Origin of the sequence: Parasedimentitalea maritima (genome assembly GCF_005771405.1) — a bacterium.
GTDB lineage: Bacteria > Pseudomonadota > Alphaproteobacteria > Rhodobacterales > Rhodobacteraceae > Parasedimentitalea > Parasedimentitalea maritima.
In genome coordinates this window covers 590,966-613,660 of sequence record NZ_VAUA01000001.1, presented here as the reverse complement: position 1 = coordinate 613,660, position 22,695 = coordinate 590,966, and the positions used below count along the sequence as shown (strand labels likewise).

The window sequence follows — 22,695 nt, the reverse complement described above, 5'->3', positions numbered from 1 at the left end:
TCGAAACTCACCCCACGCCCGGTCAATTTACCCAAAAATTCAGCATGCGCCAGATAGAATGAAAACATTATCCATAAATACTGGTTTATCATTTCGATAACACAACAGATCGCGCAAGGGATGTCCGCCATGACCCAGCTGACCCACAAATTTCTCCAATACCAACTGGATGACCGTTACGCCCAAGAGACCGGCCGGGTTTTTTTAACCGGCACCCAAGCCCTGGCGCGGGTCATACTGGATCAGGCACGGCGCGATAGAACAGCAGGGTTGGACACTGCTGGTTTTGTTTCGGGCTATCGCGGCTCACCACTTGGCGCTGTTGATCTGGAGTTCTGGCGGTCCAAGCAGCGGATGGAAGACAATCGCATCACGTTTATGCCCGCCGTAAACGAAGATCTGGGCGCCACGGCAGTGCTGGGAGCGCAGCAGGCGGTGCTAGACCCCGAGTGTGACGTCGAGGGTGTGTTCTCGATGTGGTATGGCAAAGGTCCGGGTGTTGACCGTTCGGGGGATGCGCTGAAGCACGGCAATGCCTATGGATCATCCTCCAAAGGTGGTGTTCTGGTGGTAGCAGGTGATGACCATGGCTGCGTCAGCTCTTCGATGCCGCACCAGTCCGACGTCGCCTTTATGTCCTGGTTCATGCCCGTGCTAAATCCTGCAACGGTCGACGAATTCCTCACCTACGGCGAATATGGCTTTGCCCTGTCGCGCTATTCCGGCACTTGGGTTGGGTTCAAGGCGGTGTCGGAAACCGTGGAAAGTGCCCGCTCGGTTGAGCTGGCGCCGGATCGAACTTTCACCCTACCTGAATTGCCCCCGTACCCCGGCGGGTTGCATGTACGCCCCTCCGACTTGCCCAGCCCTGAAATCGAAACCCGCATTCGTGCGAAACTAAAGGCCGTACGCGCCTTTGCAGAGGCCAATCCAATTGACCGTCGGATTTACGATCTGCCCAAGGCAAGTTTTGGGTTTGTCACCACCGGCAAAGGCCATCTGGATCTGATGGAAGCCCTGCGCTTGCTGGGTTTGGACGAAGAGACCTGCCGCCGCTTGGGTATCGACGTCTACAAAGTCGGCATGGTCTGGCCCCTGGCCCGCCCAGAGGCCTTGCGCTTTGTAAACGGCAAACAGGAAGTACTGGTCGTCGAAGAAAAGCGCGGCATCATCGAGTCACAATTCAAAGAATATTTCTATGACTGGCCCGGTGACAAACCTGAAAAGATGACCGGAAAATACGACAGTCAGGGTGAGCCTCTGATCCCCTGGACAGGTGAACTGAGCCCCTTGATGCTGGTGCCAATTGTCGCCGCGCGTCTGGACCGGTTCTTCCCCGGTGAAAATCTGCCAGCCAAGGCGAAAGCGCTGACCGAAACGCCGCCCAATCTGCTGAATATTTCAGGTGCCAACCGGACGCCGTATTTCTGCTCTGGTTGCCCGCATAACAGTTCGACCAAGCTGCCCGAAGGCAGCACCGCAAAATCTGGGATTGGCTGCCACGTGATGGCCAGCTGGATGGACCGCGACACTGCAGGCTATGCCCAAATGGGCGGCGAAGGCGTCACCTGGTCGGCTGCATCGCTGTTCAACGGTGGCAAGCACGTGTTTCAAAACCTTGGCGAGGGCACATGGTATCATTCGGGATCGCTGGCGATCCGGCAGGCCGTCGCAGCAAATACCAACATCACCTATAAAATCCTCTATAACGATGCCGTAGCGATGACCGGCGGTCAGCCGGTGGATGGCCCGGTCAGTGTTTCGGGGATAGCCCAGACCTGTCGCGCCGAAGGGGTGCAGCGTATTGCACTGGTGTCCGATGACATTGGCAAGTTCTCAATCTCTGACTTTCCCTCCGGCACCACATTCCATGACCGAAGCGCATTAGATGCTATACAACGGGAGCTGCGCGAGATCCCCGGCGTCACTGTGTTAATCTATGAACAGACCTGCGCCACTGAGAAGCGCCGCCGTCGCAAACGGGGCACCATGGAAGACCCCAAGAAGTTCGCCGTGATCAACGATCTGGTCTGCGAAGGCTGTGGCGATTGCTCTATTGAATCCAACTGCCTGAGCGTCGAACCCAAAGAGACGCCATTTGGTCGCAAGCGCAAGATCAACCTGTCCAGTTGCAACAAAGATTTTTCCTGCCTGAACGGGTTTTGCCCCAGCTTTGTCACCGTTGAAGGGGCCATCCGTCGCAAGAAACAGCCCGCTGATTTGGATGCCGCCCAGCTGGTTGCCGACCTGCCCACTCCAAATCTTCCGGCGCTGACGAAACCGTTTGACCTGCTGGTCACCGGAGTTGGCGGCACCGGGGTGGTGACTGTTGGCGCCTTGATCACCATGGCTGCGCATCTGGAGGGCAAAGGCTCTAGCGTGCTGGACTTCACCGGTTTTGCTCAGAAATTCGGCACTGTTCTCAGCTATATCCGCCTCTCATCAACCCCCGAAACGGTCAATCAGGTCCGCATCGATCAGGGAGCCGCAGACGCTGTGATCGGCTGCGATATCGTGGTGAGTTCCGCCCCCAAGGCCTCGACCCATTACAACGGCAGCACGCGCATCGTGTTGAACCGGGCAGAAATGCCCACCGGTGACCTGGTACTGCGGCGTGATGCCGATTTGAAGACAGATCTGCGAGAACAGGCCATTGCCTCGGTTGTCGGGACAGACAACCTGTCGGGGTTCAACGCCAACGAAGCTGCAGAGACCCTGTTGGGCGATGCGGTGCTGGCGAATGTAATGATGCTGGGCTTTGCCTGGCAACAGGGGTTGGTACCCGTCGGCGCGGGCGCACTGGACCAGGCCATTGTTCTGAACGGTGTGGCCATTGAGAAGAACCGTCTGGCCCTGGCCGTCGGTCGGGCCATGGCTGTTGACCCAAAACTGGTCGCCAACCACTACGACGAAACGCCCGCGCCTAAGGAAACGCTGATCGACTTGATCCAACGCCGCGCCACATTCCTGACCGGCTATCAGGATATCGACTACGCCAAACGCTATACCACCTCTCTGTCCAAATTCCGCAAGTCCCTGCCCGCAGCGGCTGCAGAAGAACTGGCACCACTGGCGGCAAAATCCTTGTTCAAACTGATGGCCTACAAAGACGAATTTGAGGTGGCCCGACTGCTAACCAGTCCAGACTTCAAGCATCAGATCGAAGGTGAATTCGAAGGCGACTTCACCGTCAAATACCACCTAGCCCCACCGCTTCTAAGTCGTAAGGTAGATGGTCGCGGACGCCCGCTGAAGCGCGTATTTGGCGCCTGGCTGCGGCCTGTCATGTCGATACTGGCCAAAGGCAAACGTTTGCGCGGCAGCTCGCTCAATATCTTCGGCTATCACGCAGAAGCCAAGCTGCACCGGGAGTTGCTGATATGGTTCGAAGCCGCTCTGGATCAGGTTGCGCAAAACTATAACGCCAACACCCACAATCGCTGCCGGGATATTCTCGCAGCGCCAATGGAAATCCGCGGCTATGGTCCCGTTCGGCTAGAAGCTGCTAAATCGGTAAAAGCCGCCGCAGACAAGGAACTTGCGTCTCTCAAGGGCTAACTCCAACACCCCACTCCATAGATTTGGAGTGGGGTCCCCCCCAATCGACCCTACGTGTAGTGTCGTCAAGGGTCCCAGAACTGTAGTGAATAGCTGGAAAACTCTTCCAGCTCACCAGGTTCCGGCTCACAGCCAGTGAACACCTTCAAATACTCAGAGGTCATCGCCAACCGGTAGCTGCCACTTTCGTTCAGCCCCGCCATGTCATACCCCAATTGCATGTAATACAACGCCTTGGCACGCGCCTGCGCCTCGACCTCAGGGAAGTCATAGCGTTGGAACATCTCAGTCAGGGCCTCCACCCGACGGGCGTCAGATCGATCCAGCAGGTTGCGCACAGGCCCAGACCGGCGCGCCCAGTCCCGCACAGCAAAATCCAGTGATGTGTTGAACAAGTCAGGATTGGCAGTGCAACGCCAGACATTCAAAACAGCGGCAGTCACAGTTTTCGCCGGTGCGCCTGCTTGCCCCACCAAACCAGCGGTATTGGTCTGTTCCCAGCTCTTCAACAAGGCATCCAGCAAATCTTGTCGCGTTTTGAAGTACCAGTAGAACGACGACCGCGAGACCGCCATCCGTTCGGCCAAAGCCAACACTTTGACCCGCTCAACCCCATCCGAAATCAACACATCCATCGCCACATTCAACCAGTCATCGCGGGTGACTTTGATATTGCCCACAAGGGGTTCAGCTTCGGGGTCATCGCGGCGCAGAACTGGTTTCGGGGACATGGTCTACCTTTCGTATTGAGCAGCAAAAGCAATAGGCGAATGAACGTTTAGACCTGCGCACTTGGACGAGATTTGATCCCTGCGTGCCAGGCTAACGTAGCAGTATTCCCTTCAGGAATACGCGTTTTGATCACGCGCGCAAATTCGACAAACACAAAAGCGCTGATGTCTGCCAAAGTGAACTCCGCTGTGGCCAGGTAGCGGCTTGATTGCAACCGTTGTTCCAGCAAGTCAAAGAACCTGGCAGTACGATCCAATCCGCGCGCCGCCAGTTCTGGCACCTGCGCGTAGTCCTCCGGTCCGGGAATTGCGCGGTCTTCAAAAAATGGGTTGGAGTTCCGCAAGGCCTCGGCGATTGGCATACCACCTTGCTGTTCGGCAATCGCATTCCACATCAGCACCAGCCCCTTTTCTTCAGCGGTGTCTCCCATCAAAGGCGGGTTGGGATGGGCCGCTTCCAGATAGGCGGCAATCCCAAGATTTTCGGTCAGCGTGGTGCCATCATCGGTGATCAGCACCGGCACAGTGGCGTTTGGGTTTATGGCTTTAAAAGCCGCGCCCAGCTGCTCGCCCTTAGCGATCGAAATGTCATGACATTCGATCTCCAGCCCCTTTTCGGCGATGAACATCCGTGCCCGGCGCGGGTTGGGAGCTGTAGAACAGTCGTAAAAAATCATTGCCAGCTTCCTTGTCACACATGGTTGGACACAGCCTAGGCGGCAACCCCACATCCTCGCAACCAGATATCGCGTTGACAGCATACTGGCAGCGCACGGTCACTTTACGGGATGTTTCCATCGACATGTCACCTTCTGCGGCAATCGCGATTACCGCTGGGCGTAACGTCCCCGGCAACAGGATCAGGGCCCCGTTGGACCGGGGTGCTAACGAGATGCATCTACGCACGGGGGATAAAATCCCCGGCCTACCCCGCTTGCGCGGTACCGCCGCTCGTAACCAGATTATGGAATTGAACGATCACTTATATAGAACAACCGCCAAGGATGCCTCCTTGGCGGGCTACTTCGCCTGTGCAAACAACAGCACAGGCGACCAATCAGCGACGATAGATAAAGCAGCGTTCCTCAACAGCCCCTTCAGGCAGTGCAACCTCGGTCAGTGTATCGAAATACATCCGGTCAGATGACACCATTAACCCACTCGGCGCCATCAGCGGTTCGATTAATGGCGAAACGAACCGGGCAAAGATATCGTTCTTTTCGCGGTTATGGCCCCCCAGATCTGCGTGGACCAAACTAGCCACCGGGCCAAAGCGCTCCAATGATTGTGGCAGGGTTTCACGCACATCACCTAAAATGACCTTGTCTTCAGGCGGAGTGCTGTCGGGGTGAGAGGCCACCGCACGTTCAAAAACATAGATGTCGCGATTTTCAACGTAACGGCGCATGTGGTGATACGTGCGTCCATTACCCAGCCCCAGTTCAAACACCGGCCCTGTCATTGCCGCCGTTTCAGAAATAGCAAAATCCAGACAGGCGCGTTGCGACACCATTCGGTCAATAAACAGATCAAGACGGGACGACATGAGCAAACTCCTTTTGGCCTGAAAATATGCTTCAGGTTAATCCCACCCCGTGTGCCAGAGAATGACGCAAATGTGTAGCGCAATGGAATACCAGACCTCCAACTTGCTGAAATCTGTTTTTTTGACACCTAAACGGTTGAAATTCCCCGCTTGTGCACCGTCTCTGGGCAAATGGGGTTTGACTAGTGAGGTCCCGGCACGCGATGGTGGCAAAAAACAAGGGGGAAGATCATGATAGCGGCACAACAAATGGTTGGGTGGGGCTGAATGCAGCCTTTGCTATCAGTAGAAAATCTCAGCATTGGCTTTGGCGCTGGTGAGCCTGTGGTCCGTGATGTCAGTTTTCAGGTGAACCCTGGTGAGACGCTGGCGCTGGTTGGCGAAAGTGGCTCAGGCAAAACAGTGACCTGCCGGGCCGTTTTGCGGATCCTGCCACGCGCTGCTCGTATTCATTCTGGCACCGTCCGGTTGAATGGCAGCAACGGCGTGCAAGAACTGTCAACACTCAGCGAACGTCAAATGCGAAACGTGCGCGGCAATACAATCTCGATGATCTTTCAAGAGCCGATGCGATCACTGTCGCCGCTACACCGGATTGGCAATCAGGTCTCCGAAGTGCTGTGGCTACATGGACGAACCCGCGAGGCTGCAGCCCGTAAAGAAGTGCTGGAGTGTTTTGAGCGTGTCGGTTTCCCGGACCCAGAACGCGCCTATAGGTCTTATCCGTTTGAACTGTCCGGTGGTATGCGTCAGCGCGCAATGATTGCCATGGCCATGGTCGCTAAACCTGACTTGTTGATCGCGGACGAGCCAACAACTGCACTGGATGTCACGACGCAGGCCCAAGTCCTGGGGCTGATGAAAGAACTGCAACGCGACACAGGTATGGCGATGATCCTGGTCACCCATGATCTGGGCGTTGTGGCCAATATGGCCGAACAGGTTGTGGTGATGCACAAAGGCCAGGTGATGGAGTCCGGAGCAGCCGAGCCGCTGCTGCGCTCCCCTGCGCATGCCTACACTCAGCAACTATTTGACGCTGCACCAGCCATCCCGGCCAATCCGGAGAGCGCTCCAGAGCTGCCACTGGACGATCTGATCCTGCAGATGAAATCCGTCTCCAAAACCTATTCAATGCGCGCAGGCAAAAGCTGGAAGGCTGAGGCCAAAATCCGAGCCTGCCGCGGCGTCGACTTTTCGCTACAACGCGGTAAGACATTGGCGATTGTAGGCGAAAGTGGCTCGGGGAAAACCACCGCAGCACGGATCGCATTGGGGGCGGAGCTGCCCGACGAGGGTGGTGAGGTTCTGTTCCGCGCCACATCACATTCCAACCCCATTGGTGTGCATCACATGTCGCGCGCTGCCCGAACTGCGTTCCAGCGCGAGGCGCAGATGGTGTTTCAGGATCCCTATTCATCCCTGTCACCACGGATGCGCATTCTTGACGCGTTGGTTGAGCCCCTTGATATCCATGGCATCGGCTCCAAACCCGAACGCCGCGACAAGGCTGCTGACATGCTGCGGTTGGTAGGGCTTGATCCAGACATGCTGCAACGCTATCCGCATGCCTTTTCCGGTGGCCAGCGCCAGAGATTGTCAATTGCCCGGGCGCTGATGCTAGACCCGTCGCTTTTGGTTTGTGACGAGCCGACTTCGGCCTTGGACGTCTCTGTGCAAGAACAAATTCTTCAATTGCTGGAAGACATCCGTGACCGCAAAAATCTGTCCTATCTGTTCATCAGTCACGATCTCGCTGTCGTCGCCCGGATAGCGGACGAAGTGGCTGTGATGCGGGCCGGATTGGTGGTTGAACAAGCACCGCCGGACACATTGTTCCACAACCCAAAACACCCCTATACCAAAGCATTGATTGCTGCTCAGCCCGAGCCGGACATTGACCGTCCTATTGATCTCAAGCTGGTGGCCCTGGGTGCTGGCTCGCCCGAAAGCTGGCCCGATCATTTTCGTTTTTCCGACACCGAGATACCGTCATTGGTACAGGTGGAACCCGGACATAAGGTACGTTGCCATGTTTAATTTCCCAAAATCCATTTGCGCACTGGCCGTTGCGGCGCTGATGACTCCGCTAAGCAGCTTAGCGGCACCCGATATACAAGAAAGTGACTTCTGGCGTCAGGAAGTAGATGCCGGCAATCTGCCCGCCGCCGCTGATCGCGTCCCCGAAGTACCGCTTATGGTCGACTTGGCCGCGCGAGATCGCACACCGGGGGTACAGGGTGGTACTCTGAATACCATGATCACGCGCTCCAAAGACATCCGTCAAATGGTGGTCTATGGTTATGCGCGGCTCGTCGGGTATGACACCAATTACGAACTGCGCCCCGATCTGTTGATGTCGTTTGAAAACGAGGACAACCGCCGCTTTACCTTGAATCTACGCCCCGGCCACCGATGGTCCGACGGCAGTCCTTTTACTTCGGCAGATTTTGAATACTGGTGGAATGATGTTGCCAACAATGCCCTGCTCAGCCCCACCGGGCCGCCTGATTTTCTGCGCATCGAGGGCGAATTTCCCCGCGTCAGTTTTCCCAACCCGCAGACTGTTATCTATGAATGGGATAACCCTAACCCCAACTTTCTGCAAAGTCTTGCACAGGCCCGCCCGCCCTTTATTTTCCGCCCGTCAGAGTTCCTGAAAAAGTATCACGCTGATTACGCCGATCCGGAGCAGCTGGCGTTTGAAGTGGATGATGCCCGCGTCAAAAGCTGGGCCGCACTGCACAACAGACGCGACAACATGTACAAGTTCGACAACCACGAGCTGCCAACTTTGCAGCCCTGGATGAACTCCACCTCGGGCAAAAAAATTCGCCACATGTTCGTGCGCAACCCCTACTATCACCGCATCGATAAGAACGGCGTACAGCTGCCTTACATTGATGTGGTCGAAATGGAGATCGTGTCTGGCGGGCTGGTCGCCGCCAAATCCAACGCAGGCGAGGCTGACTTGCAGGCGCGCGGCCTGGGCTTTCGCGATATCGCTATCTTGCGCAAAGGTGAGGCAGATGGTGGCAACTATGAAACCTACCTTTGGGGCACTGGCACCGCATCACAAATCGCCATCTATCCCAACCTGAACGTAAATGACGATACTTGGCGCGCAGTGCTCCGCGATGTCCGGGTCCGCCGCGCCCTGTCGTTGGCAATCAACCGCGACTCCATCAACAAGGCTCTGTACTTCAAGCTTGCCAAACCAGGCGCCATGTCTGTGCTCGAAAGCAGCCCTTTCTTTGATGCCGACCTGCGTGCAGCTTGGGCCTCTTGGGATCCGGAAATGGCCAACAGCCTGCTGGACGAGGCCGGCCTGACCGGAAAAGACAAATACGGCATCCGCAAGCTACCTGATGGACGCCCAATGGAGTTTGTGATCGAGACCGCCGGGGAACGTCAAGAGGTTGAAAACGCCCTGCAGATCATCACGGATGACTGGCGTGATGTCGGTGTCAAACTGATCATGCGCCCGCTGGACCGTGACATTCTGCGCAATCGGGTGTTCTCTGGCACCTCCATGGCTTCGGTCTGGTTCGGCTGGGACAACGGGCTACCGCAGTCTTATACGTCTCCCTCCTATCTGGCGCCAACGGATCAAGTCTTTCTGGCATGGCCTAAATGGGGTCAGTTCTATCAGACCGGTGGTGAAGCTGGCGAAACACCAGACTTACCCGAAGCTCAACGGTTGATGGAGCTGTTCCACAATTGGGAAATCGCCACTTCGGATGCGGAACGCACCGCGGCTTGGGAAGAGATGCTCAAGATCCACTCGGAACAGGTTTACGGTATCGGTATTCTGGCCGGCGCGCCGCAGCCCGTCGTGGTCAACAAAAATCTGCGCAACGTCCCAACCAAAGGCATCTGGGCCTGGGAACCGGGGGCTCACTTTGGCGTCCACCGTCCGGATGAGTTTTTCTTTGAGGGTGGTGACGGCTGATGGAGATCCTGCGCTACGCGATCTACCGGTTTGGCACCATGCTGCTAACGCTGCTGGTGGTGTCGGTGATGGTTTTTGCCATCATCAACCTGCCTCCCGGCGACTATCTCAGCAACCAGATCGCAGAACTGCGGGCCTCAGGCCAATCTGCGGGCGTGGCCAAGGCCGAATTTCTGCGCACAGAATACGCACTCGACCGTCCGCTGTATCAGCAATACCTGATCTGGGTTGGCTTCATCCCCGGCCCGCACGGCTTTTCCGGCCTGATCCAGGGTAATTTTGGCTGGTCGTTTGAGTTTGACCAACCGGTCGCCGAAATCGTCGGTGACAGCCTGTGGCTGACCGTGCTGGTCAATCTGGCTGCGGTGCTGTTTGTCTATCTTGTCGCATTGCCGCTGGGTGTCATCGCCGCCGCGCGATCCCGCACATGGGTTGACTACACCTCGGCCTTTGTCGGCTATCTTGGGCTTGCGACCCCCAACTTTCTTCTGGCGCTGATCCTGTTCTACTATGGGCACAAGTATTTCGACCTGCCCATTGGCGGTTTGATGGACCCGATCTACGAGGGCGAACCGCTTAGCTGGGACAAAACCAAGTCGATTCTGATCCACCTGATTGTTCCCACCTTTGTCATTGGTACATCCGGTGCCGCAGCCATGATGCAACGCCTGCGTGCCAACCTTCTGGATGAGCTGGGCAAGCCCTATGTGGAAACAGCTGTGGCCAAAGGCATGGCTCCGGCCCGAATGTTGACCAAATACCCGCTGCGCATGGCTTTTAATCCCTTTGTCGCCGATATCGGGAACCTGCTGCCTTCGATGGTTTCCGGTTCTGTTTTGGTCTCGGTGGTGCTGGGCCTGCAAACCATCGGCCCCACACTGCTGACCGCGCTTAAAACACAGGACCTGTTCCTGTCGGCCTTTGTGCTGATGTTCGTCGCCTTGCTGACGCTGATGGGCACAATGATTTCAGACGTGCTGCTGGTGCTGCTCGATCCCCGCATTCGATATGAGGGGCGTGAGACATGACCCAACTTCCTGATGGCCGCTATGTCGACGACGCCCCATATGACGCCAACGTTTCACTGCAACAGCTTGAGCGCACAGATCTGGACGCCCCCAACTGGGTACTGATCTGGCGCCAGTTCAAGACCCACAAGCTGGGCTTGGTCTCAGGTATTTTCCTCCTGATCAGCTACGCGTTGCTGCCCGTTGCCGGCTTCATCGCGCCTTACACCGCCAATGAACGCCACCCTGATCACCTGTACTCGCCGCCACAATCGATCAATTTTTTCCACGAGGGTGAATTCATCGGCCCCTATGTTTATCCGATGACATCCGAGGCCAACCTGGAAACCTTCCAGTGGGAGTTCGTGCCCGACACCGATAATCCCGCCTCACTTGAATTTTTCTGTGAGGGTAAAGAATACTATCTGGCCGGGCTTATCCCCACAGACACCCACCTGTTCTGCGCGCCCGGTGATGCCACCATTTTCTTATGGGGCTCTGACCGGTTAGGGCGCGACGTGTTCAGCCGTATCTTATACGGCGCACAATTGTCCCTGACCGTGGGCATCATCGGCATCACCGTGTCGTTCCTGCTGGGCATCACCTTTGGATCAATTGCCGGCTACTTCGGCGGTCGAATTGATTGGTGCATCAACCGGGTGATTGAAATTCTGCGCTCGCTGCCAGAGCTGCCACTCTGGTTAGCCCTATCCGCGGCGGTGCCGTCAAACTGGGGACCAGTGGCGGTGTTCTTCATCATCTCGGTGATTCTCGGCATTCTGGACTGGCCCGGCTTAGCGCGTTCCGTACGCGCCAAGTTCCTGTCCCTGCGCGAAGAGGAATATGTCCGCGCCGCCGAAATGATGGGGGCCAGCCCCGGTCGGGTCATCCGCAAACACATGCTGCCCAATTTCATGTCACATCTGATAGCATCAGCGACCCTGTCGATTCCGGCAATGATCCTTGGCGAAACAGCGCTGTCTTTCCTTGGCCTTGGCCTGCGGGCGCCGGCGGTAAGTTGGGGAGTTATGCTGAATGACGCCCAGAACCTCGCCTCGATCGAGATCTACCCCTGGACCGCCATCCCAATGCTACCGATCATTATCGTGGTTTTGGCCTTCAACTTCCTTGGCGATGGGCTGCGCGACAGTCTTGACCCGTACCAGCATTGACCCTGCTGCGCACCCTACCTGACCCTGCGACCTACAAGGTTACCGGGTCAGGCCAACTTCCCAGCGCCTTTGCGGTGACAGAGCTGGCCACGGCCTCGCTGGCTGCAGTCGGATCAGAACTGGCGGGGCTGATACGGGCTCTGGACCTTGCCAAACAGCAACCGCAGATCACGGTTGATCAGCGCCTCGCATCGCTGTGGTATGGCTACAGCTTCCGTCCCAGCGGGTGGGACATGCCCAGCCTGTGGGACGCCATCGCCGGGAACTATCAATGCGCTGACGGCTGGATACGCCTACACACCAACCTGCCCCATCACCGTGCCGCGGCTTTGCGGGTGCTTGATTGCGCAAATACCCGGGATGCCGTGACCACCGCAGTGCGCAAATGGCAAGGGGACGCATTGGAAGGCGCCATTGTCGACAGTGGTGGTGTTGCCGCCGCCATGCGCTCCCAGTCTGATTGGCTGGCGCACGCTCAAGGTCAGGCCGTCACCTCAGACCCCTTGATCGACTGGGTAGCGCCACGCACCATTGCTCTGCGCCCCCGACCGCAAGCCACCGCAGAACGACCATTGGCTGGTCTGCGCGTGCTTGACCTGACTCGTGTTCTGGCCGGCCCGATTGCAACCCGAACTCTGGCTGGGTTTGGCGCAGAGGTGCTGCGGATTGATCCGCCCGGTTGGGATGAACCGGGCGTTATCCCCGATATTTCGCTGGGCAAACGTTGCACCTATCTTGATCTGCGCCATGCACAGGACCGCCGCACATTTGAAACCCTTCTGGCCAATGCCGACGTGTTGGTGCATGGCTACCGCCCCGGCGCACTTGATGGGTTGGGCTATGATCTGGAAGCCCGCGGTCAACTTGCTCCGAACCTGATTGAGGTCACCCTGAATGCCTATGGCTGGAGTGGGCCTTGGGCAAACCGACGTGGTTTTGACAGCTTGGTCCAGATGAGCAGTGGCATTGCGGATGCCGGGCGTCGCTGGTCCGGTTCCGACACCCCGACACCGCTACCGGTACAGGCGTTGGATCACGCAACCGGGTATCTGATGGCCGCTACTGTCCTGTCTGCCCTGACAGCTGCCACTCAGGGAAACCCAGTACCTCAGGCGCGCCTGTCGCTTGCGCGCACCGCCGCATTGCTGGCTGATCTGTCAAAAGATGCGGTAGGCCCGGATATCACCTCCGCGCAGAATAGCGACTTTGCGACCCTACCCGAACACAGTGGCTGGGGGATTGGTCAGCGCCTGACCGCCCCACTGTCGCTGTCCACAACCTCGATGTCATGGGACCTTCCCGCCAGCCGACTTGGTACATCCGGCGCAATCTGGCTCTGACGCGCTGCGGTCTAGCCGCAGCGCCATGCCCAACGTTAAACGGGCCGCGACAGCGGCCCAGTGCGACGGCGGGAGCGTTTGGGTATTTGAAAGCATCTAGCAACTAGCGATCGTCGCCAGCTCCGCCACCTTCGTCCAGCAAATCCCCATCCATCGCAGCCTGCACCGCACCGGTTACCGCCTCTTTCTGTTTCTGGTTCAGATCCTCGGGTTTACCTTCGGCCAGGCGTACAGTGACCTCACGGTGGGCAAAATGGATGTCCTCGCGCTCGAACAATTGACGGATTTCTTCGTAGACCTTCTTGCGCACCAGCCACTGATCACCCGGTTTGGTCATAAATTTGACCCGGATGATCATCGCAGAGTCCTGCATTTCAATCACGCCCTGCGATTTCAGGGGTTGGATAAAGTTATCGCCAATCACCGGATCGTTCAGCAGCTCTTTGCCCAGGTTCTTGATCAGCTTACGTACTTTTTCGACATCGGTGTCATAGGTTACCCGCAACGGCAGTTTCATGATCACCCAGTCGCGGGAATAGTTGGTCAACACCCGGATTTCACCAAAGGGAATGGTCTGCAGCGCGCCAAGATGGTGCCGCAACTGGAACGACCGGACCGAGATCTTTTCAACCGTGCCTTTCACATCACCAATGTCGATGTATTCGCCTTTGCGGAATGCATCATCGACCAAAAAGAACGCGCCTGAGAAAATGTCACGCACCAGAGTCTGCGAACCAAAGCCGATGGCCAGACCAACCACACCTGCACCCGCAAACAGCGGGCTGACGTTGATGCCCAGCTCCAGCAGCACTATTAGACCAATGGAGACCACAACAACCGCCAGAATTGCCCCCCGAAACAACGGCAGCAGTGTTGCCAACCGGCTGGCTCCTGTTTCGCCCCCCTCATCGCCGAGTTCACCATCCTCCGTATCAACCGTCTCTTCGGCGATTTTGCTGTCGATCCAAATCCGGAACAGGTGATAAATGATATAGCCGATGAACAGGATAGAGATAACGTCCGTCACTCTTTCACCAACCGAGTCAGCCATCCAGTTTACATCCGGATTCCAAACCCGGATCAGCGCAAAGCCCCCGACCACAAAAGCCAGAATACCTGCCACCCGGCGTGCCAGATCCTCAAACGTGGCAATCGGATGCACCGGACGGGCTGGCCGCATATCATCATCCATGGGCATCACTTCCATGCCCTCGGCCTCGGCCAATTCCTCGTTCAACTGTTGCACCTGACGCGACCGGTCAAAGAAGCGTTCGATCACATAGTTTATGACCCCGTAAACAATCAGGATCAACGTCAGCACCATATAGGTTCCCACCATCAATGGGATCGGAGCTTCGCGTTCCAGTACCAGATCAAACGCCAGGTTCAGCCAGCCAAACACCATATAGGCCATCACAAGTGGGGCCCAGATGGTGCTTAACCCCTGCACCAGCCAGCTACATTCAGCCTTTGGCTTCCCGGCGCGGATCGCATTGGTAATAGCGCGGGCATTGAAAAGAACCATTGCCAGATTGCCGATGGTCGCGACCAGCGTCAGCACACCATGCACCAAGGCATACAAGTTATAGTTCAGGCCAAAATCACCAACCCAGGTGGCAAACAGGATCGAACAAATATCATAGGTCGCCAAAATGGAGGCCCAAAGATACAGGCGTTTGGCATCCCGGTCTGAGAAAACCGGAATACGGTACTGGCTAAGATAGGGGGAAAGCACCATGCGCCACAGGTCTGACGCGGTGCAGGCCAGAAAATAGGCTGTGTAAACCGCTGTAACAGTAAATTTAACCGAGCTGTCCTCAGCGGGTCCAAAAATAAGATAGCCCGCCAGCCCCGCAAAAATCATCGCAAAGATGGTGGCTCCCATCCCCATGACAAACCGAAACACCAAGAATGGCATTTTATCGCGATAGCCTTCAGGGTCGGCTTTGACCCGCCCGACAACCAAACGCTTGGCGATCCGTTTGCCGTAGATCTCAATGGAGAGCCAACGACCAATCAACAGCAAAAGCACAGACCAGCCCAAGATCTCCAGATAGGTCTGAATGCGCCCGTCCGGGCTGGTCTGTTTCAGAATATACGCCACTTCTACTTTGGCATAGGGTAAGGCTGCCAACCTGCTGCGCAGCTCTTGCCGAAACTTGTCGACTTCGGATTGCACCTGCATCAACGCAGATGGTCCCCCCATCCCATCCGCCGACTCACCTGCCCCCGGTTCCTCGACACTGCCGCCAACCAACTGACCTCGACCATCCAGAACAATAACACCAACGCCACTGTCGGCGGCCAGTTCGATAGCCTTGGCTAGTGCTTCGGCGCTGTTGGCGTCATCGCTTTGTGCAGCCAGGGGTGAGGCCAACGGAACCGCCAGCATCACTGCCAGCAAGCCACTCAACAGAAAACGAAAAAACAAATGCGTCATGGGAAAGATGGTCCTCGGGTGATTTGTACAAAAATAGCCCAGCCGAGGCAGCAGCGCAAACCCAACGACCATACGCAACTTTGTGCATTGTTGAACCCCGGCTGATTGCATGTTTTTTGCGCGCAGGCTATACATTTTGTGTTCGCGAGCCTCCGGGCGCGGAGGTCCGTCTGCAACGCAATTTGCAACCGGGTGCTCCGCAGGGACGCGCGAAAAAACATGGACCGTGCCTGATCCCAATTTTGGGAGCTGGCTGCGCAACCTGAGGCGAACAATGGCCGAGCAGACAAGGGGTTTCCCTTCACCGCATCTGGCGCCGCTATGGGCGGCGCACCGACTCGCGCGGACTGCTTTCTATTGCTTTGCCTCAGGTCAAAATAGCCCTGTCGCGATCCTACTTATTGACCCATCCGCTCAGGCTCGACCATGACAGTTCAAACTCCTACCATTTCGCCCGCGACCAACGATTCACGCCCGCCCCGGGTGATGTTGTACAGCCATGACACCTTTGGTCTGGGCCACCTGCGCCGTTCGCGTGCGCTGGCCGGTGCCATCACCGCCGCCGACCCCACCGCCTCGGCCCTGATCCTGACCGGGTCTCCTGTGGCAGGCCGGTTTGCCTTTCCCACCCGCGTTGATCACGTGCGCCTGCCCGGCGTTATCAAACGCTCGGACGGGTCTTATGCCTCCCGCACCATGGGGATGAGCATTGATGAAACCACAGACCTGCGTGCTGGACTGATCCGCTCGACCGCCGAGCAATATGACCCCGACATCCTGATTGTTGACAAAGAACCAACCGGCTTTCGCGGAGAGCTACTGCCAACGCTGGATCTGCTTAAATCGCGTGGTCGCGCGCGCCTGGTGTTAGGACTGCGCGACGTGCTGGACGAACCCGATGTCCTCGCCGCCGAGTGGCATCGCAAAGGCGCGATCCCAGCCACCGAAAGTTTCTATGACGAGCTTTGGGTCTATGGGCTGCGCTCGATTTATAACCCAACATCCGGGCTCGACCTTAGCGCAGATGTTCAGGCTCGCACTCATTACACTGGTTATCTGCGCCGCGATCTTGGCACTTTGGGCGAACCACCCGAACAACCCTATATTCTGATCACACCGGGCGGTGGCGGCGATGGCGCTGCAATGGTGGATCTGGTGTTGGCCGCCTATGAACGCGACCCAGATCTGAACCCACGCGCGGTTTTGGTCTATGGGCCGTTCCTGTCCGGTGACACCCGCGAGCAATTCGAAACCCGTGTTGCCCAACTGAGTGGCCGGGTCACTGCCGTAGGATTTGAATCCAAGATCGAAACCCTGTTTGCTGGAGCGCAGAGTGTGGTCTGCATGGGGGGGTACAACACCTTCTGTGAAGTGCTCTCGTTTGACAAACCCGCAGTCATAGTGCCGCGCACCACGCCACGTCTGGAGCAATGGATCCGTGCAAGCCGTGCTGAGCAGCTGGGCCTGATTGCTATGCTGGACGAAGAACGCGATGGCATGACCGCCGACTCGATGATCCGCGCCATTCGGGCACTGGATCAGCAAAAGCCACCTTCAGCGGCCATATCAGATGGGCTGCTTGACGGGTTGGACTATGTCACCAACCGTGTCGCAAGCCTGCTTGCCAGTGCCCAACAAGAGACGACAGAATGAGCAATACATCTCCGCCGCTAGCGGTTTTGGTCAAGGGCTGGCCGCGCCTGTCCGAAACATTTATCGCGCAGGAACTGGTCGCGCTGGAAGCAGCCGGACATAGTTTTGAGATCTGGTCACTCCGTCATCCCACCGACGTCAAACGCCATCCGTTACATGACCAGTTGCAGGCACAGGTAAATTACCTGCCCGAATATCTGTATCAGGAACCGGACCGGGTCTGGCGTGCACGAAATGTAGCGCAGACCCTGCCCGGCTATGCCGAAGCCTACAGGATCTGGCGCACCGACCTGAAACGCGACCCCTCCCATAATCGCATTCGCCGGTTTGGGCAGGCCTGTGTCCTGGCAGCTGAAATGCCGGATGCAGTGCTGGGCATGTACGCGCATTTCCTTCACACGCCGTCATCGGTTGCACGCTACGCCGCTATCATACGCGGATTGCCATGGAGCTTCTCAGCCCATGCCAAAGACATCTGGACCTCACCCGATTGGGAGATTTCAGAAAAACTGTCCAGTGCCCATCATGGCGCGGCCTTTGGGGCAACCTGCACTGGGTTTGGCGCCAAACATCTGCAAGAGATGTCGGACGATCCAACCCGCGTTGACCTGATTTACCATGGCCTTGATCTGGGCCGATTTCCCGCCGCGCCGGATCGGGTCTGGCGCAAGGCGGGTGATCCGCTGCATCTGATGTCAGTCGGGCGCCTGGTTGAGAAGAAGGGCTTTGACAACTTAATTGCCGCACTCGCGTTGCTGCCCGAGGGATTGGATTGGCATTGGACCCATATTGGCGGCGGTGACCTGAAGGCACCTCTTGAAGACATGGCCATAAAGGCTGGGATCAACCACCGGATCAACTGGCGCGGCGCCTGTGACCAGCCAGAGGTGATTGCCGCCATGCGCGCAGCTGATCTGTTTGTCCTGCCCAGTCGCATCGCCAGTGATGGGGATCGCGATGGGTTGCCCAACGTGCTGATGGAGGCGGCCTCGCAGCGCCTGCCAATCCTGTCCACCGCAGTATCAGCAATCCCAGAATTCATCACCACAGGCACCCACGGATTGCTGTCAGATGATGCGCCCGAATGCCTGGCTGAAGCCATGCTGCAAATTGCACGGCATCCGGATCAGGCGGCTGAGATGGCTGAGGCGGCATTGTCCCGGCTGAAATGTGAATTTGGTATGAGCCCCGGCATCACCCGCCTGTCCCAACGTCTGACTGCGATGCTGGCAGGCCAATGATCACAGGGGCGGGTCGACGGGTTGCCTTTTATGCGCCCCTGAAATCGCCGCACCACCCGGTGCCGTCGGGTGACCGGGAAATGGCGCGCAATCTGATGGCCATTATTGCTGCAGGTGGCGCATCTGTTGATCTGGTTTCCGAGCTGAAGATCTATGACAAGCGAGGGGACCGCGCCTTGCAAGAGGATCTGCACGCGCAGGCAAAAACCGAAGCCGATCGTCTGATCCGCACCCTGCCAGACATGGATCTCTGGGTCACCTACCACAACTACTACAAGGCCCCAGACCTGATTGGTCCAATCGTGGCCCATGCCCGCAACATCCCCTATGTACAGATCGAAAGCACCCGCGCCACCAGTCGGTTAACCGGCTCATGGGCAGGGTTCGCGGCCTCCGCCCATAGGGCCTGTGATGCGGCTGATGTGATTTTCTATCTGACAGCCAATGACCTGATCACCTTGAAACGTGAGCGTTTTGAAAACCAGAACCTGGTGCATTTCCCCCCCTTCTTGCCAACAGAGACGCTTCCGTCGGCGGCCCGTTTGACGGGCCCTATGCTGACCGCAGGCATGATGCGCAGCGGCGACAAACTGGCCTCATACCAGATCATCGCCAAGACCCTTGCGCATCTAACCGGGGATTGGTCCTTGCAGATTGCCGGCGACGGGCCTGCTCGTGCCGAGGTCGAAACACTGATGGCCCCGTTTGGCCCGCGCGTTACCTTTCTGGGCCAACTGGACCGTACCGAAATGGCAGCGGCCTACGCCAATGCCAGCTTGTTCCTATGGCCCGGCGTGAACGAGGCCTTTGGCATGGTCTACCTTGAGGCCCAAGGTCACGGATTGCCGGTTGTAGCGCAGGATCGGCCGGGCCTGCGGGATGTATTACTGCCCGGCACCTACCCAACACCCGAGGATGGCCCAAAGGCGTTGGCCCATCAAATTACTGGCCTTCTGACCGATCCGGCCCTGCGTGCCAGCCTTGGCACAGCCGCGCGTAGGATGATATCCAAGACTCATTTGGCACCTGCCGCAACTGCGCGGTTTTGGTCTGCCGTTACCCCCCTTCTGGAGGCTACCACATGATCCGCCTTGCTCTTTTGCGCCATGGTCACACTCACTGGAACCGCGCAGGCCGCATTCAGGGCCGCAGTGATATTCCACTGGATGATGAGGCTCGCGCTGACCTTGCTGCCTTTGCGCTGCCCGCGCCGTGGGATCACGCGGACCTGTGGTCCAGCCCCCTGATGCGCGCAGCGGAAACCGCCCGCATTGTGTCAGATCGCGAACCACAAACCGCGCCGGCCTTGACTGAAATGTTTTGGGGAGACTGGGAAGGCTCCCATGGGCTGGACCTAAAGGCGGACCCCAACAGCGGGTTTCGCGATATTGAACAATGGGGCTGGGACTATCGTCCGCCAAATGGCGAAACGCCGGGAGAGGTCTGGGCGCGTATCTCCCCTTGGGTTGCCAGCCTGCAACGTGACACCGTCGCAGTTTGCCACATTGGCATTATGCGGATGATCCTAGCGCGTGCCTATGGCTGGAACTTTGACGGCCCCGCCCCCTTCAGAATCAAGCGCAACCGGCTGTTTGTTGTCGAAATCGATGGTGACACTCTGACCCCCCTCGCAGAACCAGTGCGTCTGACGAAGCGTACAGCTGCCGTATGAAAGTTCTGATTGCTGTAACCCACCTGTTAGGCACCGGCCATCTCAGCCGGGCGCTGACGCTGGGCCGCGCCTTTGCCGATGCGGGACATCAGGTCCGTGTGGCCTCGGGTGGGTTTCCGGCAGCACAGCTAAACACGGACGGGGTTGAGCTGTTGCAACTGCCACCCCTGCGATCTGACGGAGTGGACTTCACCCGACTGCTGGATGAGACCGGAACGATCACAGAGACCGCGTATTACGCCCGGCGGCAGACCGCCCTTTGTGCAGCGCTCTCTGACATGCAGCCGGATATACTGATCACTGAATTATACCCCTTTGGACGGCGCAGTCTCGCTGCCGAGTTTCAGGCATTGCTGCGAACAGCCCATGCGCAGCCCCGTCGCCCGGTGGTGCTGGCATCAATCCGCGATATTCTGGCACCGCCTTCTAAGCCCAAAAAGGCCACACAAGCAGACGCGATGATCGCCGAGTTCTACGACGCGGTGCTGGTCCATTCGGACCCGGTCGCCACCCGGCTTGAAGTCAGCTGGCCGGTCTCAGAAATGTTGCACGCCAAGCTGCGATACACGGGGTACGTTGCCCCACCCGCTGCGATACCTCATCCGCTGAATGCTGGGCGTGGCGAAGTGTTGGTCAGCGCCGGTGGCGGCAGCGTCGGTGATGCGCTGTTTGAAACCGCATTGCTTGCTGCCGCGCAGATGTCGGATATCCCGTGGCGTCTGTTGGTTGGTGGCAGCGATGCGACCGACCGGATCGCACGCCTAAACGCCACAGGATCACCTGCAGTCATCGAAGCCGCCCGCCCTGACTTCCGCCAGATGCTGCCGCTGGCCGCGGCCTCAGTCAGTATGTGCGGCTACAATACGGCGCTGGATCTGCTTCAGGCTGGAACGCCGTCCGTTCTGATCCCGTTTGATGCGGGTAAAGAGGTTGAGCAGGGATTGCGCGCTGAGAGCCTTTCCCCTCTGGACGGCATCGAAGTCTTGCGCAGCAGCGATCTGACACCAGCGAGCCTCTGCACAGCCCTTAACGCCGCCATAACATCCCCCCGCCGCGCGACAAATGAGCTGCAGTTTGACGGCGCTGCCCGTGCGGTTGAGATCGCCATAGGCATGGCTGAGGGCCGCGCATGAGTACTGACTGGGCCGCGTTGGATCAAGAATTGCAGACTTGGGTGGATCAGGGTCTGACATTGCCGCTGTGGTGGCGCGATGATGACGCGATTGCTCCCACCGCAGAACTGGATCAGCTGACCGCCCTCTCAACCAAACTGGGTCTGCCCGTACATTTGGCAGTGATCCCGAAGGGCGCAACCAAAACGCTTGCTGACTATCTGACTGAGACCACTCAGCTAATCCCGGTGGTGCATGGGTGGGCCCATCTCAGCCACGCTCCGAAGGGTGAGAAAAAGGCCGAATTTGGGGCGCATCGCCCGGTTGATGAGATCATAAAAGACGCTAGCCAGGGACTGCGCAACCTGCAGAAGTTGTTTGGGCCGGAACTGGTCCCGATGTTTGTGCCCCCCTGGAACCGGATCGCCGCCGAAGTGGTTCAGGAGCTTCCCGGCCTTGGCTTTACTGCGCTATCGACCTTTACCCCGCGCACAGCTCCGCTCGCTGCCGAAGGGCTGGCGCAGATCAACACCCATCTGGACCCGATCCACTGGAAAGGCAGCCGCTCGGTGGTGCCGCCGCAACAGCTGCTGGATCAGGCAACCAAACAGCTGAATGCCCGCCGCTTAGGACGGGCTGATAACACAGAACCCTATGGTATTCTGACCCATCATCTGGTTCATGACGCCGAGATCTGGCGCGTTACCGAGGCGCTGATCGCGCGCCTGATGGCTGGCCCAGCCTGCCCCTGGACCTTAGACACAAGGAATTTGATATGAGCCGACTGGATTCTATGCTCCGCCGCTTTACCGCCCAGCGCGATGGGCTGAATTGGGCTGCCGAACAGATATCAACGCAGGACGGAGATGTGTTGGATATGGGGCTGGGCAATGGCCGCACCTATGACCACCTGCGTGAGGTCCTGCCTGAGCGTCGCGTTTGGGTGATCGACCGTGTTCTGCAATGCCACCCCTCCTGCGTGCCTCCCAAGGAAAACTTCTTGCAGGGCGAGGCCGAGCCGATGATGGCACAACTGGCAGAACAGGGTCACAAAATGGCACTGGCACATTATGACTTTGGCTTTGGTGTGAAGGAAGAGGACGTCGCTGAAGCCGCGCGCCTGTCCCCCACCATCGCTGCCGTCATGGCACCGGGTGGGATCATTGTTTCAGGTCAGCCACTGGTGGGGTTTGAACCCCTGAAGGCACCTGAGAGCATTCCGCCCGAGCGTTACCTGTTCTACAGGGCAGCCTAATCGCAGATCATCCCGC

General features: G+C 57.7%; 17 protein-coding genes. 13 read left to right on the top strand and 4 right to left on the bottom strand.

Features of this window, described 5'->3' with window-relative positions; translation table 11 throughout:
- The first annotated feature begins 129 nt into the window (after nt 1-129).
- The gene (locus FEE96_RS03065; RefSeq protein ID WP_138161517.1) at nt 130-3,558 is read left to right on the top strand and encodes an indolepyruvate ferredoxin oxidoreductase family protein; all 3,429 of its coding nucleotides are present in this window, start codon (nt 130-132) and stop codon (nt 3,556-3,558) included.
- 65 nt (nt 3,559-3,623) lie between these two features.
- Here the strand turns inward: FEE96_RS03065 and FEE96_RS03060 are convergent, their stop codons facing one another.
- The 3 genes from FEE96_RS03060 to FEE96_RS03050 all read right to left on the bottom strand — a co-directional run bounded on the left by FEE96_RS03060 (nt 3,624) and on the right by FEE96_RS03050 (nt 5,835).
- Entirely contained in the window at nt 3,624-4,289 is a 666-nt protein-coding gene (locus FEE96_RS03060) for a TetR/AcrR family transcriptional regulator (RefSeq protein ID WP_138161516.1), read from the bottom strand.
- Nucleotides 4,290-4,336: 47 nt separating this feature from the next.
- Nucleotides 4,337-4,966 carry a glutathione S-transferase family protein gene (locus FEE96_RS03055; RefSeq protein WP_138161515.1) on the bottom strand — a complete coding sequence of 210 codons (630 nt, stop codon included), beginning with the start codon at nt 4,964-4,966 and terminating at the stop codon, nt 4,337-4,339.
- A gap of 380 nt (nt 4,967-5,346) precedes the next feature.
- On the bottom strand, nt 5,347-5,835 hold the full coding sequence (locus FEE96_RS03050; protein ID WP_138161514.1) for a class I SAM-dependent methyltransferase: 489 nt from the start codon (nt 5,833-5,835) through the stop codon (nt 5,347-5,349).
- A 267-nt stretch (nt 5,836-6,102) separates the two neighbouring features.
- Between FEE96_RS03050 and FEE96_RS03045 the strand changes: the two genes are divergently transcribed.
- The 5 genes from FEE96_RS03045 to FEE96_RS03025 are packed head-to-tail and all read left to right on the top strand — an operon-like array spanning nt 6,103 to nt 13,306.
- A complete protein-coding gene (locus FEE96_RS03045; RefSeq protein WP_138161513.1) occupies nt 6,103-7,875 on the top strand; it encodes an ABC transporter ATP-binding protein in 1,773 nt (590 codons plus the stop codon).
- Nucleotides 7,868-9,787, top strand: a complete 1,920-nt coding sequence (locus FEE96_RS03040; protein ID WP_138161512.1) for an ABC transporter substrate-binding protein — start codon at nt 7,868-7,870, stop codon at nt 9,785-9,787. The genes FEE96_RS03045 and FEE96_RS03040 overlap by 8 nt, the downstream gene beginning before the upstream one ends.
- On the top strand, nt 9,787-10,815 hold the full coding sequence (locus FEE96_RS03035; protein WP_138161511.1) for an ABC transporter permease: 1,029 nt from the start codon (nt 9,787-9,789) through the stop codon (nt 10,813-10,815). The genes FEE96_RS03040 and FEE96_RS03035 overlap by 1 nt, the downstream gene beginning before the upstream one ends.
- Entirely contained in the window at nt 10,812-11,966 is a 1,155-nt protein-coding gene (locus FEE96_RS03030) for an ABC transporter permease (RefSeq protein WP_138161510.1), read from the top strand. The genes FEE96_RS03035 and FEE96_RS03030 overlap by 4 nt, the downstream gene beginning before the upstream one ends.
- Nucleotides 11,963-13,306, top strand: a complete 1,344-nt coding sequence (locus tag FEE96_RS03025; RefSeq protein ID WP_138161509.1) for a CoA transferase — start codon at nt 11,963-11,965, stop codon at nt 13,304-13,306. Before FEE96_RS03030 ends, FEE96_RS03025 begins: the two co-directional genes overlap by 4 nt.
- A gap of 103 nt (nt 13,307-13,409) precedes the next feature.
- Here FEE96_RS03025 and FEE96_RS03020 read toward each other — a convergent pair whose 3' ends face one another.
- Nucleotides 13,410-15,746, bottom strand: a complete 2,337-nt coding sequence (locus FEE96_RS03020; RefSeq protein WP_138161508.1) for a mechanosensitive ion channel family protein — start codon at nt 15,744-15,746, stop codon at nt 13,410-13,412.
- A 426-nt stretch (nt 15,747-16,172) separates the two neighbouring features.
- Here FEE96_RS03020 and FEE96_RS03015 point away from each other — a divergent pair, with 426 nt between their 5' ends.
- The 7 genes from FEE96_RS03015 to FEE96_RS02985 are packed head-to-tail and all read left to right on the top strand — an operon-like array spanning nt 16,173 to nt 22,679.
- Nucleotides 16,173-17,399 carry a glycosyltransferase family protein gene (locus FEE96_RS03015; RefSeq protein WP_246079257.1) on the top strand — a complete coding sequence of 409 codons (1,227 nt, stop codon included), beginning with the start codon at nt 16,173-16,175 and terminating at the stop codon, nt 17,397-17,399.
- A complete protein-coding gene (locus tag FEE96_RS03010) occupies nt 17,396-18,640 on the top strand; it encodes a glycosyltransferase (protein ID WP_138161507.1) in 1,245 nt (414 codons plus the stop codon). The genes FEE96_RS03015 and FEE96_RS03010 overlap by 4 nt, the downstream gene beginning before the upstream one ends.
- On the top strand, nt 18,637-19,725 hold the full coding sequence (locus FEE96_RS03005) for a glycosyltransferase family 4 protein (protein ID WP_138161506.1): 1,089 nt from the start codon (nt 18,637-18,639) through the stop codon (nt 19,723-19,725). The genes FEE96_RS03010 and FEE96_RS03005 overlap by 4 nt, the downstream gene beginning before the upstream one ends.
- Nucleotides 19,722-20,312 (top strand): histidine phosphatase family protein, encoded by a 591-nt coding sequence (locus FEE96_RS03000; protein WP_138161505.1) that lies wholly within the window; start codon nt 19,722-19,724, stop codon nt 20,310-20,312. Before FEE96_RS03005 ends, FEE96_RS03000 begins: the two co-directional genes overlap by 4 nt.
- On the top strand, nt 20,309-21,445 hold the full coding sequence (locus FEE96_RS02995; protein WP_138161504.1) for a glycosyltransferase family protein: 1,137 nt from the start codon (nt 20,309-20,311) through the stop codon (nt 21,443-21,445). Before FEE96_RS03000 ends, FEE96_RS02995 begins: the two co-directional genes overlap by 4 nt.
- Complete coding sequence (locus tag FEE96_RS02990; protein WP_138161503.1) at nt 21,442-22,203, top strand: polysaccharide deacetylase family protein; 762 nt, start codon at nt 21,442-21,444, stop codon at nt 22,201-22,203. The genes FEE96_RS02995 and FEE96_RS02990 overlap by 4 nt, the downstream gene beginning before the upstream one ends.
- On the top strand, nt 22,200-22,679 hold the full coding sequence (locus FEE96_RS02985) for a class I SAM-dependent methyltransferase (protein WP_138161502.1): 480 nt from the start codon (nt 22,200-22,202) through the stop codon (nt 22,677-22,679). The genes FEE96_RS02990 and FEE96_RS02985 overlap by 4 nt, the downstream gene beginning before the upstream one ends.
- Nucleotides 22,680-22,695: the final 16 nt, after the last annotated feature.